The following is an 18,970-nucleotide window of genomic DNA, read 5'->3' as shown; positions in this document are numbered from 1 at the left end:
TGTATAGAACTCAAATGAGTGGCAACCAGATAAAGACACAAGCGAGCATTACCGCCGCTGCATAGCTATCTTTGAGCTTATCATATCGCGTGGCAATGCCCCTAAAATGTTTCAATCTAGCAAAAGCGTTTTCTACCAAATGACGGCAACGATACAAATACCAGTCTAGTGTGTCATTGTTGCTGTTTTTAGAGTTCGACTTAACGGGTATGACTGACTCAGTACAGTGCTTGAAGATACACTCTCTAATATCACTACTATCGTAGCCCCTGTCTGCAATCACCGCTTTAGTCTGGTTATTAATCGTGCTATCTATCAACGTCTTTGCCATCTTAGCGTCATGCACTTGCCCACCTGTCAGCTCAATATGTATAGGGTTACCACAAGCATCGACCACTAAGTGCAGTTTGCTGCTATTACCTGCAACACTTTTACCAATGGCCTCATCAAGATGACTGGCTACACCTGAACTATGCTGATGAGCTTTGACCACGCTACCGTCTATAAATAACCATTCACTATCATAGTTTGCTGTGACTATCTTCATGAGCTTTTGCCATTTACCGGTTTTACGCCAGTAACGGTATTGATGATATATGCGAGACCAATGACCAAAATAAGAAGGTAAGTCTCGCCATGGACAGCCTACTCGTATGCGGTACAACATGCCTTCAACGGTACGTCTTAGATTGGGCTTGTTATATACGTTAATTTGTCGCAATATAATAAATAGCTTGTGCCAATGTTCATCGTTGAGCTTGGTGCGAGTCATAAGTGATGCCTTATTTCTTTGTTGTGGTAAACATTAGAGTAAGGCGTTGCTTATTTTTTTCAATGTTTTCTCAATTCTATACAGCCCCTAGTTTATTCACTAACTTAAATTGGCGATTTCATCATGGCAGTAGAATCAAAATTTCGTGAAGATAAAGACCTAGCTTTCTTACAATATGCGGACTGGCAGGATTTAAAGCTGCTAGCAGAAGCGTTAATAAAAGATCATAGTGGTACTGAGCAATGGACTGGGCAGCTTAAAAAGACTCTTGCTCAGAATATTGGTATGTATAAAACGAGTGAAGCGGAAGCCTACCAAAATAGCTGGAAAGCTATCGCAGCTGAATTGCAACTATTTGGTGGAGATACTATCGCAAATCTTACCCGTCGTAAGGGAGTGTTATATGAAGAAATACTGCATGATGTAGCCAAAAAAGTTAAAGCAGACTTTCATAAAGGTACTACCTCAGTAGCACAAATAGAAGAAAAAGTACTAAGACGTTTATTTGGTCGTGTAACGACATTAGATGATATTGGTCTTATTTATCAAACTTTAGATAAAAAAGGTTTGCTTGGTTTGACATCTCTCAAATCTGACCCTTGGAATACTGTTAAGAACGGTGCTGGATTAAGTGGTAATACTAGTGCGGCAGCTGGAGCAAGTGCGATTTTTGCTGGTATTAAAATGCTTCCCAAGTTGGCTAAAGTAAACCCTCTCGTAACAGCTGCTACCTTGCCGCTTACCGTAAAAGATTTTTCTGCTCCTGCCTATCGGGTAACCATACCAGCTGTCTGTATCATTGCTATGATGCGTACAAAATATACTAATAATAGTGCTAGCTTTGACGAATTTTAAGGATAACTATGGAAACGGAAATTTTCGCGTTTGATGAAGCTCGTTTTAGTGAAGTCTTAATCAAAGCACTAAAAAATAATCAAGTCATATTTAGAGATGGTGTTGCTTATTGGAAAAAGGGACTAGAGTCAACAGGCATTATTCAACATGTACCTCTCAAGAAGGTACAGACATTGACTTCAGAGACTTTTATTAAAAGCCTTGGTTCAATGCAGTCAAGCTTGCAAGGTACTATTGTAGCAGCTCAAGCTATTTCAACTGCTTCAATTATGATGGCAACTATAATACAAACACAGATACTTAGTAAAAAAATAGAGGTCGTAAGAAGTGCGGTTTTACAAGTATCACAGACAGTAAACGAGCAAAATATACTATTTTATACAGATAAAGTAAGCGAGTATTTATCAGTTGTACAAAATCTTAAATTGGTTTTGCAATCTAATGAAGATATTGAAGTGATCGAGTCGCTCGCCAATTCAGTCCTCGCAGAATCGATGCAGCTAAAAAGCCATATATTATTTTTTATTTCAAATTTAATAAGCCTGATAGAATCCGGACAAATTAAAGATAAGCAACATCTGGGGTTAATGCTTAAATTTGTACAGCAGATGATGGAAATTTTGCCAGTAGGTATGCATTTAGAACACATTCTTTCGCATAGACTTGGTCAGTACCAGCTCTCACAAACCTTAATCGAGGATAGCCATCAAAAATATGCTACATTATTGACCAAGTATAGAGGTTATTTAAACCTAATGAATAATCGGGTTAAGTCCTTTGAGTTAGAAACTAGCGAAGTACCTTACTTTAATAAAATTAAACAGCCAGCATTAGATCTGATAGCCAATCAGATACACGTTGAGTTGCTAGAAAAACCAGCTCGTGAGCAACTGTCTATTCCTAAAAAAGTCAGTTAGACAAAAACCACCATATAAAGTCATTTAATAAGGCTTTGCCTTGCCACACGCGAACCGCTACAATCTGTCGTCATATACCTACTCAATGACATAGATTATAAGCCCTATGAATAAGCAACAACTCGCTAAAAAAATCTGGCAATCTGCCAACAAAATGCGCTCTAAGATTGAAGCCAATGAATACAAAGACTATATCATTGGCTTTGTGTTCTACAAGTTTTTATCAGATAAAGAGGAGCAGTTTTTAAGAGCGAATGACTTTAGCGATCAAGACATTGCAAGCCTTAGCGAAGAAGATACTGAGACGGTAGACTTTATCAAAAACGGTATCGGCTACTTTATCGCCTATCCTCATCTGTTCTCAACATGGATAAACAAAGGCAGTGATTTTGATATCTCTGATGTGCGCGATGCCTTGTCGGCGTTTTCACGCAACATCAAGCATAAAAAGGTGTTTGAAGGAATCTTTGATACCTTACAAACGGGGCTAAGTAAGCTTGGCGAAAACGCCAAATCACAGAGTAATGCTGCCAGCAGCTTGATCTATTTAATCAAAGACATCCCAATGGAAGGCAAGCAAGACTATGATGTACTAGGCTTTATCTATGAGTATTTGCTCGGGATGTTTGCTGCCAATGCAGGCAAAAAAGCAGGGGAATTTTATACGCCGCATGAAGTTTCAGTACTAATGTCTGAGATTGTAGCCTATCATTTAAAAGATCGTAATCAGATTGAGATCTATGATCCGACCAGTGGCTCCGGGTCACTGCTTATCAATATCGGTCAATCAGTGTCCCGTCATATCGATGACAAAAACAATATTAAATACTACGCCCAAGAGCTTAAACAAAATACTTATAACCTCACTCGTATGAACCTTATCATGCGCGGTGTGTTGCCTGCGAATATCGTTACCCGTAACGCCGATACGTTAGAAGATGACTGGCCATATTTTAATGAGTCTGATCCTGTCAATAGTTATCAGCCGCTATATGTCGATGCTGTGGTATCAAACCCACCTTACTCGCAAGAGTGGCAACCTAAAAATAAAGAGTCTGATCCACGCTATGCTCGCTTTGGACTTGCGCCAAAGGGCAAAGCGGATTTCGCGTTTTTATTGCATGACTTATATCACCTAAAGCCCGATGGCATCATGACCATTGTGTTGCCTCATGGCGTGCTGTTCCGTGGCGGTGATGAAGAAACTATTCGTAAAAACCTGATTGAGCATAACCACATCGACGCCATTATCGGACTTCCTGCCAATATCTTTTTTGGTACAGGAATTCCAACCATCATCATGGTGCTTAAACAAAAACGATCGAACACAGATATCTTAATTATTGATGCATCAAAAGGCTTTATCAAGGCAGGTAAAGACAATCAGCTACGCGCATCAGATATTAAAAAAATCACTGATGCGGTGATCAATCGTGAGAACATTGACAAGTACGCACGCGTGGTCAGTCAAAAAGATATACGCGACCAAAACTATAACCTCAACATACCGCGCTATGTGGATTCATCCGACGATGCTCAGACGTGGGACATTTACGCCACCATGCTGGGCGGTATTCCTCAGCATGAAATTGATTATCTGCAGCGCTACTGGCAAACGTTCCCAAGCTTACGAGAGACTTTATTTACGCAAGTAGAGGACACGCCTTATTATCAGTTGAAAAACAACCAGTTGACGAACAGCCAATTAGCAACCACAGACATCGAGCAACACGTTTATCAAAATCAAGACGTTAAAGCCTTCTTTGATCGCTACCGAGCGTCTTTTGCAAATTTCCCTGATTACCTATATCAGCAGCTGGTTGATCAAGTCACCACGCTAAAAATCGCAAGGCAAGAAACCATTCTGGCAAATGATATCTTTGCTCGCTTACAAGGGTTTGAGTTGATTGATAAATACAGCGCTTATCAAGCACTCGATGATCTGTGGCAGACCATCATGATCGATCTTGAGATTATTCAGACCGAAGGCTTTACCGCTACCAAAAAAGTTGTGCCAAATATGGTGACAAAAAAGGTAAAAAATAAGGAAGAAGAGGTTCAAGAAGGCTGGGTTGGGCATGTTTTACCCTTTGATCTGGTACAAAGACAGCTACTTAGCGATGAGTTGCAGCAGCTGCAAGATAAAGAGAGCCGCTTGAGTGTGGTGAGCGGTGAGCTTGACGCGCTCATCGATGAGCTGGATGAAGAGCAAAAAGAGAACCTACTCAACGACAGCGGTAGCAGCTTCTCGGTGAGTGATGTGAATAAAGCGCTGAATACCGCTTATGCCGATATTGCAACCCCTGAGATTACAGCATTAAATGATTACCTAGACTTTTTGGAAACTAAGCCCAAAAAGCCTGCTAAGCTTGATTATGTTGCCAATGAGTTAGCAGTTAATTGGGATAATATCGAGGCGAACAAAGGCGGTGATTATGGTAAGTCTAAAGTCAGTGCCTATATCAAGACCTTACAAGCTACGCATGAGTTTACAAAAGATAGCGATGAAGCTAGGCTCGTTCAGATCAGTGACTCGTTGGATGAAGAAAAAACGCTCAAGCTTGAGATCAAAGCCGATAGCGATGCCTTGCATCAAAAAACCAAAGAAACCATCGAGGCGCTGGACGATGCTACCGTGAATGACTTACTGAACCATAAATGGATCGTACCGCTCGACCAAGCCATGATGCAGCTGGCAGACGATGTGGTCAGTGAGCTAACGCTTCAGACGCAAGCGCTTGCTGATAAGTATGCCGATACTTATATGGACACCACAAAGCAGCTAGAAAAATCTGAAAATGAGCTGGCAGGTATGATTGACCACTTAACGGGTGACACCTTTGATATGGCTGGACTGCAAGCGTTACAGGCATTATTAAAGTATTGAAATAACGTGACCTATAAAGTGATGATGCTTTTATATGCGTAAAAAACTAGGAAATTTACGCATGTTATGCAAATATGGGTAAAAAAAGCATTTATTTACTTGTGTCCATTCTGGCTATTATGAATCGAGTGTAATATGAGTATAAGACAACAAACACCACAAATTCGTTTTTCAGGCTTTAATGAGGATTGGGTACAAAAAAAGCTAGTTGAGGAAGTTACTTTTTTCTCAGGACTAACTTATACACCAAATAACGTGGTCGACAAATTAGGTACTTTGGTACTTCGTTCATCTAACGTACAAAATGGAGCTATCACGTTAGATGATAATGTTTATGTAAAATCTGAAGTCGTAAACTCTCAAAACGTAGAAGTTGGTGATAGCATCGTAGTAGTCAGAAACGGTTCTAGAAATCTTATTGGCAAACATGCGATGATCACAAAGCCTATGAGTAATACTGTCATAGGGGCGTTTATGACGGGTATTAGAGCGCCCGTTCCCTCGTTTTTTAATACCTTACTCGATACCCAAGAATTTCATGATGAAGTTAGTAAAAACTTAGGTGCGACAATCAACCAAATCACTGGTGGTATGTTTAAGGCAATGAGCTTTTATTTGCCAGAAAGCGACGAACAAGCCGCCATCGGTAACCTTTTCCAAAATATCGACCAAACCATTGCGCTACAGCGCCGTAAGCATGAGCAAACGCAAATGCTTAAAAAATCACTACTGGGTAAAATGTTCCCCAAAAAAGGGCAGAAGCAGCCTGAGATTCGTTTAAAAGGTTTTAGTGGAGATTGGGTTGAGGTTAAGTTAGGTAATGTACTTTTGATCAGAAGTATGTCCGTTGATTCTGATGACTTCGATGTTGATATTGAGTTAGAAAATATTGAAAGCGAAACAGGTATTATCATTGGTAATACGAGTGTCAGAACGCAAGCAAACTCTTATTTTGCAAGAGGTGATGTGCTTTTTGGAAGGCTTAGACCATATCTCAAAAAATGGTGGTTAGCAGATGTAGAAGGGGTGAAAAGTGGGGAAATATGGGCTTTTTATTCTGAACTGATCGAAAGCGAATTTATCTATGCTTTAGTTCAAACAAATGCGTTTTTGAATGCTACTAACGTAAGTTCAGGGTCAAAAATGCCTAGAGCTGATTGGAGTAGTATGGCAAAAGTAAAAGTATTCATACCCAATTCAAAAAAAGAACAAACCGCCATCGGACAATTCTTTAAACAGCTTGATGACACGGTCAGCATACAAGCCAAGCAGCTTAAAAGCTTAGAAAACCTAAAAAAAGCCTTATTGGCAAAAATGTTTGTATAACTCATATATCATATAAGGCTCGCCCATGACCTTTGCATCCGAAGACAAATTTGAAGACGCCCTCATCCAAATCCTAAAACAAAAAGGCTGGGAAGAGGCGGTCATTAACCGACCCACTGAGCAAGATCTGATTGATAACTGGGCGCAAATCTTATTTGAAAACAATCGCGGTATCGACCGTCTTAATAACGTACCGCTGACTGACAGCGAGATGCAGCAGCTTATTGAGCAGATTAATACTCTTAAGACGCCGCTTAAGCTTAACGGCTTTATCAATGGGAAGACCGTCGCTATCACACGTGACAATCCACATGATACCTTGCACCTCGGCAAAGAGATCAGCCTCAAGATATATGATCGCCATGAGATTGCCGCAGGGCAGAGTCGATACCAGATCGTCAAGCAACCGCAATTCCCGACCAAGTCGCCCGTATTGCGAGATCGCCGTGGTGATCTGATGCTACTGATAAACGGCATGCCCGTCTTTCATATTGAGCTTAAGCGTAGCGGCGTTCCCGTCAGTCAAGCATGCTTGCAAATCGAAAAATATGCCGATGCGGGTATCTTTACTGGCCTGTTTGCCCTCGTACAGATATTTGTCGCGATGAATCCTGAGCAGTCGGTTTATTTTGCCAATCCCGATGGCAACTTTAATGATGATTATTATTTCAGCTGGGCGGACTTTTATAATGAGCCGTATGACAGCTATAAGGATATCGCAGGCTCCTTGCTGTCTATTCCTATGGCGCATCAGATGATCGGCTTTTATACCGTAGCGGACAAGGCAGATGGTGTACTAAAGGTCATGCGTAGCTACCAGTATTACGCTGCCAATGCCATCTCTGATAAGGTATCTACTACCAAATGGCAAAACAATACTCAGCTTGGTGGTTATGTCTGGCATACCACAGGCTCAGGTAAGACCATGACCAGCTTTAAGTCCGCACAACTGATTGCCAGCTCACAAGATGCGGATAAAGTGATCTTTTTGATGGATCGCATCGAGCTTGGCACGCAATCATTCGCCCAATATCAAAATTTTGCTGATGATAAGGAAGGTGTGCAAGACACAGAGGATACTTACGCCTTAATCACTAAAATAAAAAGCAGTGATCCAAAGGATACCTTGATCGTCACCTCCATTCAAAAAATGAGTAATATCGAAGCCGATAGCAGCGGCATGAACGCTCATGACTTGAGCATGATGCAGGATAAGCGCTTGGTATTTATTGTCGATGAAGCGCATCGTTCAACCTTTGGCGATATGCTAAAAACGATTAAGCAAACCTTCCCAAATGCGATATTCTTTGGCTTTACCGGCACGCCCATTCACGATGAAAACCAGCGCAAAATGAATACCACTGCTGATATTTTTGGTGATGAATTGCACCGATATAGTATCGCCGATGGTATCCGTGACGAAAACGTCTTAGGCTTTGATCTGTACCGCGTAGCGACCTTTAAGGATAAAGACGTGCGCCGCGCAGTGGCACTGCAGCAAGCCAAAGCCGATTCCGAATCAGAAGCCTTAGCAGATGATGCTAAAAAAAAGAAGTATTATGAGTTTATCAATGATGTTGCCATGGCAGGGCATAAGCAAGCTGATGGCACGTATGTAAAAGGCATTGAGGATTATCTACCAAAAGAGCAGTATCTGACAGACACGCACCAAACTATGGTGGTCGAAGACATCTTAGATAACTTTCCAACGCTGAGCCGAGGCGGTAAATTCCATGCCATATTTGCCACCAGTAGTATCACGGAAGCGATCACTTATTATCGTTTATTAAAAGCACAAATCAAGGCGCAAGGTCTTAATCTAAAAATCAGCGCTTTATTTGATGCCAATGAAGGCAACGAGAAGACATCCGTTTTTAAAGAGCGCGGCATGGCTGAGATCATCACCGACTACAACAGCCAATATGACAAAGACTTTAAAATAGCCAGCCATAGCAAGTTTAAAAAAGATCTTGCCAATCGCTTAGCCCATAAAGAGCCGTATCAGTTTATTGAGCGCACCCCAGATCAGCAGCTGGATATATTGATTGTCGTTGAGCAGATGCTGACAGGATTTGATTCTAAATGGGTCAATACCTTATATATTGATAAGCTCATACGTTACGAGAATATCATTCAAGCGTTCTCGCGCACCAATCGCTTATTTGGTCGTGAAAAGCCCTTTGGCACAATTCGCTATTATCGCAAGCCTCATACCATGGAGCGTAATATCGCGGCGGCGATCAAGCTGTATTCTGGTAATAAGCCCATCGGTCTGTTTGTCGATAAGCTTGAGAATAATTTGGCTAAGATGAATGCTGTTTTTGCTGAGATTCAAGCGGTATTTAGTGCAGATGGGATAGCAAACTTTGAAGCCCTGCCTAGTACTGAGGCAAGCCAAGCTAAATTTGCCAAGCTATTTAAACAGCTTAACGACCACTTGGAGGCGGCAGAGATTCAAGGTTTTACTTGGGATAAGCTAAGCTATGATTTTGAAGATACTAGTGTCACCTTAAACTTTGATGAACAAATTTATTTAGTACTCGCTATACGCTATAAAGAGCTGTTTCAAGGTGGCTCATCGGGCGGCTCAGGTGATGTGCCTTTTGATATCTCAGGGCACTTGACCCAGATCAATACCGACAGAATAGATACGGCGTATCTAAACGAGCGCTTTAATAAATATATCGAATCACTTGAACTCGGCGATGCCGAGCAAGCGCTAAATGAGCTACACAAAGCCTTTCCGACGCTAAGTGTTGATGAGCAAAAATACGCTAATATATTCTTGAATGATGTACAGCGAGGTAAGATCAAAGTCGAAGTAAATAGTACCTTTAAAGACTATATCGTTGACTATCAAGTAAAAGATCAGAACGATACTATTCAGCAGTTTTCAGATAGCTTAGGGCTGGATGAGGCTCAGCTTCGAGCGCTTTTAGACAGCGCTGTGACTGAGGCCAATATTAACGAGTTTGGACGCTTTGATGAGCTAAAAAATACTGTGGATAAAGAAAAAGCCAAAGCGTATTTTGAAACACTTGAAGGCAGCAGTATCCCTATGTTTAAGGTCAATATGAAGGTCGATGCGGCGTTGAGAGCGTTTGTTTTGGGTGAGGGTAAGCTAGAGTAGGAGAGTTTGGTATTGGTGTCTTTAACTATCACTTTTTCATAGCTTCGAGCGCTTCTTGTCGTCTAGTTCTTTCAAGATTTCTTTTGGTCAAATCAGAGCTAAAACTTGTAATTTCATCATATATTACATATCCAAAAAACAGACTGACTCCCCATAACGGTATACAGGAAAGAGCAATTGATGTAGCAATTGCATCAGCAGTTGGTATTAGCTTTAAAGAAAAAGCAATATTGCTAGCAACCCCAAAAAAGAGATGAAAAAAGATTAGCTTCATCACAGGTCTGGAATATTCCTTAACTAAATCAGTAATACGATTTAACTCACTAACACTAGCATTCGATATATATTTAGTGTCCTGTAGCTTAAAGTATATTTGCGCAAGTAAAGCAGCTGTAATACCAGCTACTGTAAAGAACCATCTGAAATTAATCAGTATATAATAGACCTCTTGCAAAAGTAGCAAAGGGAATTAAAATAGGAAGACACTCATAACTTTTTAGGAACCATGCCAAACATAAATAAGCTACTCAAACAAAGTGACGCTGGTTTTAAACGCTACACTGGCATTCATAAAGCCACCTTTTATGACATGCTTGAGGCCATGCAAGAGCATGAAGCATCTAAGACCAAATCAGGCAGACCAAGTGTGCTCAGTCTTAAAGCACAAATACTATTAGCCCTGACTTATTGGCGTGAATACCGCACGCTTTATCATATCAGTATGGACTTTGGTATTCATGAGTCTTCTGCTAGCCGTATCATTCGTAAAGTAGAAGACATCCTGATTGACTCTGGCAAGTTTGAATTGCCTAAAAAGCTGCCTAGTCGTGTCGATGAGGATACCAATTGGTCAGTCGTCATTGTCGATGCCACCGAAACCCCTATTGAGCGTCCAAAAAAAACCAAAGCGACTACTATAGCGGTAAGAAAAAACAACACACCTTAAAAGCGCAGGTTATCGTTCATTGGCAAACAGGGTTGATACTTGATGTACAAACCTGCAAAGGGTCAATCCACGATTTTAAGCTGTATAAAGATACTTGTCCTGATTGGTTGCCTGAGAATACTAACTATCTAGCAGACAGTGGTTATCAGGGTATAGCAAATCTACATAAGCAAACCTTCACACCATTTAAGAAACCTCGTGGTGGTCAGTTATTGGAGATATGCAAACAGGCCAATCACTATCTGGCAAAGTTCCGTATTGTGGTTGAGCACAAAATAGGCTTAATCAAGTTGTTCAAAATCGTGGCTCATAAATATCGCAACCGTCGTCAGCGCTATGATCTTAGAATGAAGCTGTTTGCTGGTATCATTAATTCCGAGCTTAGACTATGACTTTTGCAAGAGGTCTAATTAGAATCGTCTTTAAAAAAAATAAAAAGTATAGTAGAAATCAGAGCCATGAGAGTGATATTCAGAATAAGAGGACATCTCATCATCAAGCCAATAAATATAATTTTCATGGCAACCTCGTCTTGTTACTCTATACTCTGATATAGAAAACTATGGATTTCTTCAACTAATCTATTTCTATCGAAGCTATTGTTGTCAAGTATCTGTTGTTTGATTACTCCCTTTACTCTCAAATTACCTTGTTTATAGTCTGAACCGTCAGCAAAATCAATTTCTATATAACTGTCGTCAAGTGTTGCTAGCGCTACTGTTAAGTCATCTAATACTTTCTGACCTTCAGTAGAGGTATTTCGGCAGTAGTCAATGGTTACGTTTACTCGTAAGTTAGAATCATCCATTGCAGAGTTAAAACCTAAGCTCTTTCCTACAGCGTCGGTAATTTTACCTAATAACGATTTGTCTTTTAGTTTAAAAGGCTTTTCAGTAGCTTTATCAGAATGTTTAGTGAGTACGCCCTGTCCAATCTTGACATTACGAACATGTGTTTCTTTGAGCTTTTCTTTAAGCGGTTTTTGAAAAACATCCTTAATTAACAGTACTTTAGCACTTTTGGGGTCTTTCCAATAATAAGTATTAAGTAAAAAGTTAAAGTAAGTGACAAACCTATTAATACCAAGCATTGAAGGGTTGATCGCTAAATGATTATCTGATAAACCAAATATGATACGTGAATTGACGAACTCACTGGTGCTATTTTTAAGTTCTGCTTCATTGGCAGCAACGTCTTTAGTCGTTATCGCACTTTCTAAAAGATTATTTTCTTTGACAGCATCATGAATAATACTTTGAACCTTATCTGTCTCGAAACAGACAATCTCTCCGTAATACATGCCTTCATAGTCCATCACATTATTAAGAAGATAAGTCTTCTTACCTTCCACAAGTTTTCTCTGATCTGGACTTAAATTATTCAAACTTTCGAGTATTTGTTGAAAAGTAATATCGTCGTCTAACTTGATGGTTTTGTAGTAAAAGGTTAAGGGTCTTGATTTGTTAGCCATTTCGTCCTCTAATTTTAAAGCAAATGATGTTTTTCACAATCAAATTGATACAGCATGCGTCACATAGTGTCGCGCGCATTCTTTGTAAACTATAGTTTTGCCAATGATACACTGCTTTTGCATAATTGACAGCGTATAATAAATAAAACAGAATCATTCATACTCAATCATTTCTAGCGCTCTCATTATGCCCAACCACTACCAAAGCCTTGCCCTAAGCCTAACTCAGCAACCAACCGAACAAGAATGGCTTGAGTTTAAGCATAACTTTCATAGCCCTGAAGAGATCGGTAAGCGTATCTCTGCGCTAGCCAATGGCGCGTGCTTGGCTGGCAAGAAATTCGGCTATTTAGTGTTTGGGGTAGAGGACGGCACGCATGAAATCGTAGGCACAAGCTTTAGCCCAAAGACAAAAAAAGCCAAAGGTAACGAGGACTTAGAGCATTGGCTGGTCAGCCGTCTAAGTCCTAAGATTCATTTTACCATTCATGAACTACAGATCGATGGTAAAGCAGTGGTGCTGTTTGAGATTCCAGCAGCTACCGATACGCCCATTAGCTTTTTGCATGAGCCTTATATTCGTATTGGTAGCGTCACAAAACTGCTCAAGCATTATCCCGATCAAAGCCGTAAGCTCTGGCAAAACCAAGCCGATGACTGGAGTGCCGAGATTTGCCACGAGGCAACGCTTGAAGATCTTGATCCTAAAGCTATCGCTGTTGCTAGACAAGTCTTTGCGGATAAAAACAAGCGGTTGGCTGAAGATGTTAAAGAATGGGATGACATCACTTTTTTAAATAAAGCCAAAATTACCATTCATGGTCAAATCACCAACACGGCGATTATCTTATTAGGTCGTTATGAATCCACGAGTTTTTTGAGTCCAGCGCAAGCGCATATCACATGGATTTTAAAGGGCGTTGATGGCATTGAAAAAGACTATGAGCATTTTGAACCGCCGTTTTTGTTAGTCTTAGATGAGGTGTATAACAAAATCCGTAACCTAAACTATCGCTACATGGCGTCAGGTACGCTGTTTCCTGAAGAGGTGCAGCAATACGATCCTTATATCATTCGTGAAGCGTTAAGCAATGCCATTGGTCATCAAGACTACCGACTAGGTGGACGTATCATAGTAGTTGAAAAAGAAGACTCAACGCTATTGTTTCAAAACAGCGGTGCGTTTATTCCTAAGACCATTGAAAATGTCTTGCTACAAGATGCGCCTGAAGCGAGTTACCGCAATCCGTTCTTGGTCAATGCCATGGTCAATCTAAATATGATGGACACCATCGGTAGCGGCATCAAAAAAATGTATCAGATTCAGTCTAAGCGCTTTTTCCCATTGCCAGATTATGACTTAACCCGTGAAAGAGTAGGCGTGAAGTTTACAGGTAAAGTACTTGATCAAGAGTACGCCAAGCAGTTAGCAACCGTCGATAATCTCACACTGCATGACATTATAGCGCTTGATAAAGTCCAGAAAGGGCAAAGCGTTACTGAAGAAGAAGCCGACGCGTTACGCAAAAAGTCATTGATAGAAGGACGTAAAAATAGCTATATCATCGCCGCTGATGTTGCTAAGCATACTGAGCAGCAGGCGGAGTATATGCAAATGCGTGGCTTAGATGATATGCATTATCAAAGTTTGATCGTAGAATACCTCAAGACGTTTGAACGAGGTAGACTAGCTGATTTTGATAAAATGCTGGCTAATAAATTACCGCAAGTACTGGATGATAAACAGCGTAAGAACAAGGTGCGTAATCTATTGCAGAAAATGCGCCGAGATGGTTTAGTCGTTTCGGAGGGTTGGTCTTGGTCTCTTCCAAATAGCTAAGGATAGCTAAAAACAGCTAAGCCTAGCTAGGTTTAGCTATTTAAAGTGTTTTAAAAAGAGCCTAGTAGCTGTCTGAGTCTGACGTTTTGCCAGTGATCGATTTATTTGTAAATAAATCTATTCATGATGTGCCTTTCTATATTGTCTATATAGAAGTAATGAGTTTTGATCAGCTAGTAAAAATTGTTGCAGAGAGAAAAAGTGGTTTTGTCTCTTAGTTAAGAATACCTAGTTTATTAAGCATGAAATTAGTACAAAAAAAAGACTTGAAATAGTTATTTAGTCGCCTAATACTAATCACTCTAACATTTAGTATAAGGAAGGTACGATGGATAGTCCATACGGTGATGATCATATAGAAAATATTGTTGACTTTGATAAGCTTACATTACAAGACCAACAGCTTGAAGATGAAGAGCTTACACCAGAAGAGCAACAGCTTGAAGATGATATTACTGAACAAATGGCAAAGCAGGGTTTAGCGCACGATGACTTTGAAGGTGACGTGCCTGTTGGAGCTTTCATTGATATAAATCGATAAGTTGCTCTGATGCTATTAAAGAAAAAAATAAGCTGCGTAACGCAGCTTATTTTTTTATAGCGTATCAATGAACTCGAGTCGCTATCTTACTTTCAATCCACTTAGCAACTTCGCTTTCGACCCATGCCACACGTCCCTTGGTTAGCTTAACCTGAACGGGGAAGGTGGGATCGTGACGGTCTGATCTTTTATCGAGCATGTCGTAAATCGTAGTGCTGCTAAGCCCTGTATAATGTACGACTTGCTTTAGCGGTAGCATGCGAGGTATTTGCGGCATGCTTCGTGTTGATACGTTTTGTTGAGTGCCTGTGTTTAAAATTTCCATGAATATCTCCTTATTAGTTAATGAGAGCGTCATCTCTCATACAGTGAGGGAGTCCCATATTTTTTTACGGCATCCTATACAGTCCGTTCTCTAGTCTTGGGTTGAAGTAATAAAAAAGGAGCAGAATGAATCCGCTCCTTTTTATGTCACCTATCTGCTTTGAATGCGTTAGCTCACCGCTGTAACACTTTGCCGTAATCCTTGCTCAATGCTAGTCACGTTATGAGTCGCTAACCTGTTTTGATAATTCCCTTGCTGAACACTACTGACATCATCAGTCTCTACTGGATAAAATTCTTCGACCACATCAAGTAGACTATCGCTATCAATCTCAAAGCACGAATTCACATAGCCAAGCTTCGCGGCTTCCTCTAATGCCGCTTGATCAAAGCCGTGTTCACTCAGTTCATTATCAATCGCTCTGGCATGTTGTACTGCATCTTTAAGTGTCACACCATCACGCAAGGTTAAATCCACAAAGTAAATCGGCGTTCGATAGCTTTGCGTCGTGCTTTTACCTCGTAGGGTTAGTTGCAGTGGCAAACAGGACAGCTTATTGCCTGATACTGCTGCAAAATAGCTCAGCCGTGCTGCAAGCGTTCTAATGCTATTAAAGCCTGTGGTGCGAAAGATAAACGTACCAAGCTCATCGTCTTCACTGAGATTAACGTACAAGCGACCATATGGCTTACACGCGCCACCTTGCGCGAGTGGACAGCGATCAGGGGATGGACAAGGCAGTTGCTCTACACCCTTGCTTGTGCGCCGCTGACAGCTCTCACCGTCACCTACGCATAGCGGTCTGCCCGTTTGCCGATCAAATAGCGTGTACTCAGCTCGTAGGTTTAGTGTCGGATCGTTAAACAACATACGTACGGGAATATGTCTGAGCTTACCGTCATTATTTGCACGTAGCTTTTCGTCTAGTGGATGATTGATCCAGCCGTCTTTATTTTGAACTTGGCTGGTGATGGTGAATTGATCGTCTTTAGCAGGAAGACGTTTGCCGTCTTTTTGAATGACACGTCCAATGCTGATACGGCCAAGTACGGGCGGGGTTATGGTGAGACCTTTAATCATGGTGATATTCCTTATAGGTTTAATAAATTGTGTTTGCCCATAAAAAAGCCCAGCTTTGATGGCTGGGCGGTTATGTGTTTACTTCGATTGATTGGCTTTGATTGTTTGATGAATATATTGATAGTTAAGAGATAGATAGCTTAATCGTTTAAGATGACAAAGCGGCGACTACCTTGCTTAGTTTTACTAAACTTCGCTAGTAGCTCAGGATGCGCTTTGATAACCGCTTTGCTATCAAGACCGACACTGTCTTTCGAGCGTTTCCATGAAATAGCCCCTTTTTCAAACACAGCGACTTCATTATCGGCAATCAGTGTTTGCAGCTGATGCTTAACTTGATTATGACGCTGCTCTAACTCTTGCATATAGTCACGGTAGCTCAGTAACTGCTCAAATAGTTTGTTGGCTCCGTCGTCATCTCGCAGGTCGACCTTGCTTGACGGCTGAGGCGCTGGATAAAGCTGCTTTAATGCTCGAGCTGCAGATTCTGAATGATCAGGGGTTGGCGGGGTGTCGGTCTGCACGTATTGCCAGAACAAACGCTCATGCTCGATGATGCTTGCGATCAACTTTTCATCGCGCTCAACCTTATAAATCTTAGCCTCGTGACCACAAAGCAGCACGCAGATGTGCGCTGCCTGCTTACCCGTCACCGCCAGCTGATGCTGAACTTGGCAGGTGACATAGAGCGGAACACCATCCTTCCAAAGTTTGGCACCATGTTCACCAGCGGTTTTGCACTCTAAGATTTGTACCTCCTCACTACCAGTAATGGCATAGTCTAAATTTGCTAGCATGAATGGCTGCTCAGGATGTTGCAAGATAGCGTTCACACGCCTTACCTTATTGCCTGTATGTTCTTGATAGTATTTAGCCACCATTGGCTCTAGCGTGTTACCCCAGTAAAGAGGTGAGTAGCCCTCTAAGCTTTCATCGATGCTTGATTCCATGCGTCCTGTCTTAATCATCCATAGCTCAAGCATCGATAGATACGGATGGATACCACAAGCGGCAGCAGCGTCACTACTGCCGATACCTTGCTTGCGAACAGCTAGCCACTCTTCACGACTTAAGTTTTTGGTGTTGACCAAACGCTTAGCCGTGCTTGATTGATTAGCAGATGGCTTAACCGCTTTATTATCTACTTTAGGCGTTGGCAACTCTTCGCTATTGTGCCGAGCTTTGATTGAAGCCTTACTCTTAACGGTTACACGCTTAGCTCTTGGCTGAATGATTGTTGTATTGTTTAATGCGATCATGTTCATGATGAACTCCTTCGTTAGATTTATTATTCATAAGTAATACGGTACTTTGTTTGATTAGCGGCATAAAAAAACCACGCTCAAAGGCGTGGTTGATTCATTGAGTAAACAAAGTCATTAAGAGATTAAGCAATTAAGCGCAGCGCTTCATCTAAGCTTTTATCTTTAAGTTTAGCCCCTGCACCGAACCAAGCTGAGTCTAAGCGATGATCCCTCGACATAGCACGGCGTTCATGATCGACAAACTCTGTCATCGCAGACAGCAGGCCATAAGCAGTATCTTTGGCAGAGTCTAAATCTGCACCGCGACCTTGTCCATTGAACATAGTCATCACTTGATTCATAGCGCGAGCATTCGGAACCGCTTCTTTCTCCTTCTTAGCGGTATTAAACAGAATAAGGCCATCGTCTTTGACATCGTTAAACACCCGGTTTAAATAATTGGCCGCTTCTGCTTGGGTCACTCGTCTGTTGGTTAGCTGCTTCATCTCATAATTAAACGCATCCCACTGACTGACAGATACGCCTAGTTGCCGTTTGACCTTATCAGCATCAAAGTTAGTGCTATGCGGTACTTTTACAACGCCGCCGCTGCCATCAGCCAAGCTGATCGCTAAAGTGTTATTACACACCACGCGAATATTGGTGAACTGCGCTGTGGTCGCAAGCGTCCCATCACAAGCGGTTGCTAGAAGTAGATAGCCATGACTGACATCACCACCTCGTAGTGTTGCTGATTGACCAGTACGAGCGAGTGCCCAGAACTTACGACCGCCTTTAAGCACTCCTGCTGTTTCTAGCTCAAAGTCAGCTTGTTCGGTGAGATCCCGATAAAACTCTAGAATCTCACTCGGTTGTACTTCTTGGTAGCGTTGACTGACCACTGACAACGGCTCCAAGTTATCACTGCGATACAGCACCTTATTGCTATCAAAAGGCATGATCAGGTTTTGGCCTTTATCATTGGTTGCCATGTAGCTGACGTCTGAGGACTCAATACGCCAATCCATACCTGCCTCACGGGCCCAGACTTCAATAGGCTGCTTGGGGGATAACTCTTGCCCTAGTCCATGCCAGGGGGTGTCACCGACGTACGCCATAGATTCGAGTAAATGTGCCATAAGAATATTTCCTTTTATTGTTGAATAAAATAAGTGGTTTGACTGATTTCATGCTTTGCTACATGAGTCATTGAAGGTTTCAATAAATGAGCATGTCAGACGCTAAAGGTATGCTGACAGGTACGGCATAAATAGCGAGGCAGGATAGCCGCTCTAATGAGTGGAGGCTGCATTAGTCTTTGTTGTGCCAGATTAATGACGGTGGCAAGGGCGCTGCCTGCGACCATGCCAATCACAGGATTGATCTTATAGTACTTGCAGACGCTCACGCTAAGACTGACTAACAGCTTTGGTGAGAGCACATGCTCTGAAATGCTTTGCATACTGGTATCTATATTTTCGATGACATGAGAAGAGTGACAATTGGGACAGATGGGTTTCATAGGATCTCCTTGATAATGAGGCATAAAAAGGCCTGCTATAAAGCAGGCCTTGATGATGCGTTTAGGGTTAGATTGATAAGGCAACGATGACATCGATGCTCATCTCATGGAAAT

At 41.5% G+C, this 18,970-nt stretch carries 16 protein-coding genes and 1 pseudogene; 9 read left to right on the top strand and 8 right to left on the bottom strand.

What is annotated here, in order from left to right:
- Nucleotides 1–10: 10 nt before the first annotated feature.
- Entirely contained in the window at nt 11–772 is a 762-nt protein-coding gene (locus tag CUR83_RS00155) for an IS5 family transposase (RefSeq protein WP_284718839.1), read from the bottom strand.
- Nucleotides 773–895: 123 nt separating this feature from the next.
- On the opposite strand from CUR83_RS00155, the gene CUR83_RS00150 reads away from it, so the two are divergent.
- The 5 genes from CUR83_RS00150 to CUR83_RS00130 all read left to right on the top strand — a co-directional run bounded on the left by CUR83_RS00150 (nt 896) and on the right by CUR83_RS00130 (nt 9,887).
- The gene (locus CUR83_RS00150; protein ID WP_284718838.1) at nt 896–1,627 is read left to right on the top strand and encodes a YaaW family protein; all 732 of its coding nucleotides are present in this window, start codon (nt 896–898) and stop codon (nt 1,625–1,627) included.
- A gap of 8 nt (nt 1,628–1,635) precedes the next feature.
- Nucleotides 1,636–2,544, top strand: coding sequence for a hypothetical protein (locus CUR83_RS00145; protein WP_284718837.1), 909 nt, complete (start codon nt 1,636–1,638; stop codon nt 2,542–2,544).
- A gap of 106 nt (nt 2,545–2,650) precedes the next feature.
- Entirely contained in the window at nt 2,651–5,431 is a 2,781-nt protein-coding gene (locus tag CUR83_RS00140) for a type I restriction-modification system subunit M (protein WP_284718836.1), read from the top strand.
- A gap of 135 nt (nt 5,432–5,566) precedes the next feature.
- Entirely contained in the window at nt 5,567–6,757 is a 1,191-nt protein-coding gene (locus tag CUR83_RS00135; protein WP_284718835.1) for a restriction endonuclease subunit S, read from the top strand.
- Nucleotides 6,758–6,782: 25 nt separating this feature from the next.
- On the top strand, nt 6,783–9,887 hold the full coding sequence (locus tag CUR83_RS00130; protein ID WP_284718834.1) for a type I restriction endonuclease subunit R: 3,105 nt from the start codon (nt 6,783–6,785) through the stop codon (nt 9,885–9,887).
- Nucleotides 9,888–9,915: 28 nt separating this feature from the next.
- Here CUR83_RS00130 and CUR83_RS00125 read toward each other — a convergent pair whose 3' ends face one another.
- Complete coding sequence (locus CUR83_RS00125) at nt 9,916–10,164, bottom strand: hypothetical protein (RefSeq protein ID WP_284718833.1); 249 nt, start codon at nt 10,162–10,164, stop codon at nt 9,916–9,918.
- Nucleotides 10,165–10,392: 228 nt separating this feature from the next.
- Here CUR83_RS00125 and CUR83_RS00120 point away from each other — a divergent pair, with 228 nt between their 5' ends.
- Both CUR83_RS00120 and CUR83_RS00115 read left to right on the top strand, forming a co-directional pair.
- Nucleotides 10,393–10,833, top strand: a complete 441-nt coding sequence (locus CUR83_RS00120) for an IS5/IS1182 family transposase (protein ID WP_071001767.1) — start codon at nt 10,393–10,395, stop codon at nt 10,831–10,833.
- An 8-nt stretch (nt 10,834–10,841) separates the two neighbouring features.
- Nucleotides 10,842–11,225, top strand: a pseudogene (locus tag CUR83_RS00115) (transposase family protein); the annotation flags it as partial.
- 143 nt (nt 11,226–11,368) lie between these two features.
- On the opposite strand, the gene CUR83_RS00110 reads toward CUR83_RS00115, so the two are convergent.
- On the bottom strand, nt 11,369–12,304 hold the full coding sequence (locus tag CUR83_RS00110) for a hypothetical protein (protein ID WP_284718832.1): 936 nt from the start codon (nt 12,302–12,304) through the stop codon (nt 11,369–11,371).
- A 187-nt stretch (nt 12,305–12,491) separates the two neighbouring features.
- Here CUR83_RS00110 and CUR83_RS00105 point away from each other — a divergent pair, with 187 nt between their 5' ends.
- Together CUR83_RS00105 and CUR83_RS00100 are read left to right on the top strand one after the other, a co-directional pair.
- On the top strand, nt 12,492–14,144 hold the full coding sequence (locus tag CUR83_RS00105) for an RNA-binding domain-containing protein (protein ID WP_284718831.1): 1,653 nt from the start codon (nt 12,492–12,494) through the stop codon (nt 14,142–14,144).
- Between the two features lie 328 nt (nt 14,145–14,472).
- A complete protein-coding gene (locus CUR83_RS00100) occupies nt 14,473–14,685 on the top strand; it encodes a hypothetical protein (RefSeq protein WP_284718830.1) in 213 nt (70 codons plus the stop codon).
- 64 nt (nt 14,686–14,749) lie between these two features.
- Here the strand turns inward: CUR83_RS00100 and CUR83_RS00095 are convergent, their stop codons facing one another.
- The 5 genes from CUR83_RS00095 to CUR83_RS00075 all read right to left on the bottom strand — a co-directional run bounded on the left by CUR83_RS00095 (nt 14,750) and on the right by CUR83_RS00075 (nt 18,856).
- The gene (locus tag CUR83_RS00095; protein WP_223808574.1) at nt 14,750–15,010 is read right to left on the bottom strand and encodes a helix-turn-helix transcriptional regulator; all 261 of its coding nucleotides are present in this window, start codon (nt 15,008–15,010) and stop codon (nt 14,750–14,752) included.
- Between the two features lie 168 nt (nt 15,011–15,178).
- Nucleotides 15,179–16,090 carry a recombination directionality factor gene (locus CUR83_RS00090; protein ID WP_284718829.1) on the bottom strand — a complete coding sequence of 304 codons (912 nt, stop codon included), beginning with the start codon at nt 16,088–16,090 and terminating at the stop codon, nt 15,179–15,181.
- 140 nt (nt 16,091–16,230) lie between these two features.
- Nucleotides 16,231–17,355, bottom strand: coding sequence for a YqaJ viral recombinase family nuclease (locus CUR83_RS00085; RefSeq protein ID WP_284718828.1), 1,125 nt, complete (start codon nt 17,353–17,355; stop codon nt 16,231–16,233).
- A gap of 122 nt (nt 17,356–17,477) precedes the next feature.
- Nucleotides 17,478–18,473 carry a DUF932 domain-containing protein gene (locus tag CUR83_RS00080; RefSeq protein WP_284718827.1) on the bottom strand — a complete coding sequence of 332 codons (996 nt, stop codon included), beginning with the start codon at nt 18,471–18,473 and terminating at the stop codon, nt 17,478–17,480.
- Between the two features lie 95 nt (nt 18,474–18,568).
- Nucleotides 18,569–18,856 carry a hypothetical protein gene (locus CUR83_RS00075; RefSeq protein WP_284718826.1) on the bottom strand — a complete coding sequence of 96 codons (288 nt, stop codon included), beginning with the start codon at nt 18,854–18,856 and terminating at the stop codon, nt 18,569–18,571.
- Nucleotides 18,857–18,970 lie beyond the last annotated feature (114 nt).

The organism is Psychrobacter pocilloporae, from assembly GCF_029872915.1.
Lineage (GTDB): Bacteria > Pseudomonadota > Gammaproteobacteria > Pseudomonadales > Moraxellaceae > Psychrobacter > Psychrobacter pacificensis.
The sequence above is the reverse complement of the archived record's forward strand: the minus strand, read 5'-3'. Positions and strand labels throughout refer to the sequence as shown.

Excerpts from the sequence above, each read along its gene's own strand:
- CUR83_RS00155 (WP_284718839.1), bottom strand. The coding sequence starts at position 772 with ATGACTCGCACCAAGCTCAACGATGAACATTGGCACAAGCTATTTATT.
- CUR83_RS00150 (WP_284718838.1), top strand. The coding sequence starts at position 896 with ATGGCAGTAGAATCAAAATTTCGTGAAGATAAAGACCTAGCTTTCTTA.
- CUR83_RS00145 (WP_284718837.1), top strand. The coding sequence starts at position 1,636 with ATGGAAACGGAAATTTTCGCGTTTGATGAAGCTCGTTTTAGTGAAGTC.
- CUR83_RS00140 (WP_284718836.1), top strand. The coding sequence starts at position 2,651 with ATGAATAAGCAACAACTCGCTAAAAAAATCTGGCAATCTGCCAACAAA.
- CUR83_RS00135 (WP_284718835.1), top strand. The coding sequence starts at position 5,567 with ATGAGTATAAGACAACAAACACCACAAATTCGTTTTTCAGGCTTTAAT.
- CUR83_RS00130 (WP_284718834.1), top strand. The coding sequence starts at position 6,783 with ATGACCTTTGCATCCGAAGACAAATTTGAAGACGCCCTCATCCAAATC.
- CUR83_RS00120 (WP_071001767.1), top strand. The coding sequence starts at position 10,393 with ATGCCAAACATAAATAAGCTACTCAAACAAAGTGACGCTGGTTTTAAA.
- CUR83_RS00110 (WP_284718832.1), bottom strand. The coding sequence starts at position 12,304 with ATGGCTAACAAATCAAGACCCTTAACCTTTTACTACAAAACCATCAAG.
- CUR83_RS00105 (WP_284718831.1), top strand. The coding sequence starts at position 12,492 with ATGCCCAACCACTACCAAAGCCTTGCCCTAAGCCTAACTCAGCAACCA.
- CUR83_RS00100 (WP_284718830.1), top strand. The coding sequence starts at position 14,473 with ATGGATAGTCCATACGGTGATGATCATATAGAAAATATTGTTGACTTT.
- CUR83_RS00095 (WP_223808574.1), bottom strand. The coding sequence starts at position 15,010 with ATGGAAATTTTAAACACAGGCACTCAACAAAACGTATCAACACGAAGC.
- CUR83_RS00090 (WP_284718829.1), bottom strand. The coding sequence starts at position 16,090 with ATGATTAAAGGTCTCACCATAACCCCGCCCGTACTTGGCCGTATCAGC.
- CUR83_RS00085 (WP_284718828.1), bottom strand. The coding sequence starts at position 17,355 with ATGAACATGATCGCATTAAACAATACAACAATCATTCAGCCAAGAGCT.
- CUR83_RS00080 (WP_284718827.1), bottom strand. The coding sequence starts at position 18,473 with ATGGCACATTTACTCGAATCTATGGCGTACGTCGGTGACACCCCCTGG.
- CUR83_RS00075 (WP_284718826.1), bottom strand. The coding sequence starts at position 18,856 with ATGAAACCCATCTGTCCCAATTGTCACTCTTCTCATGTCATCGAAAAT.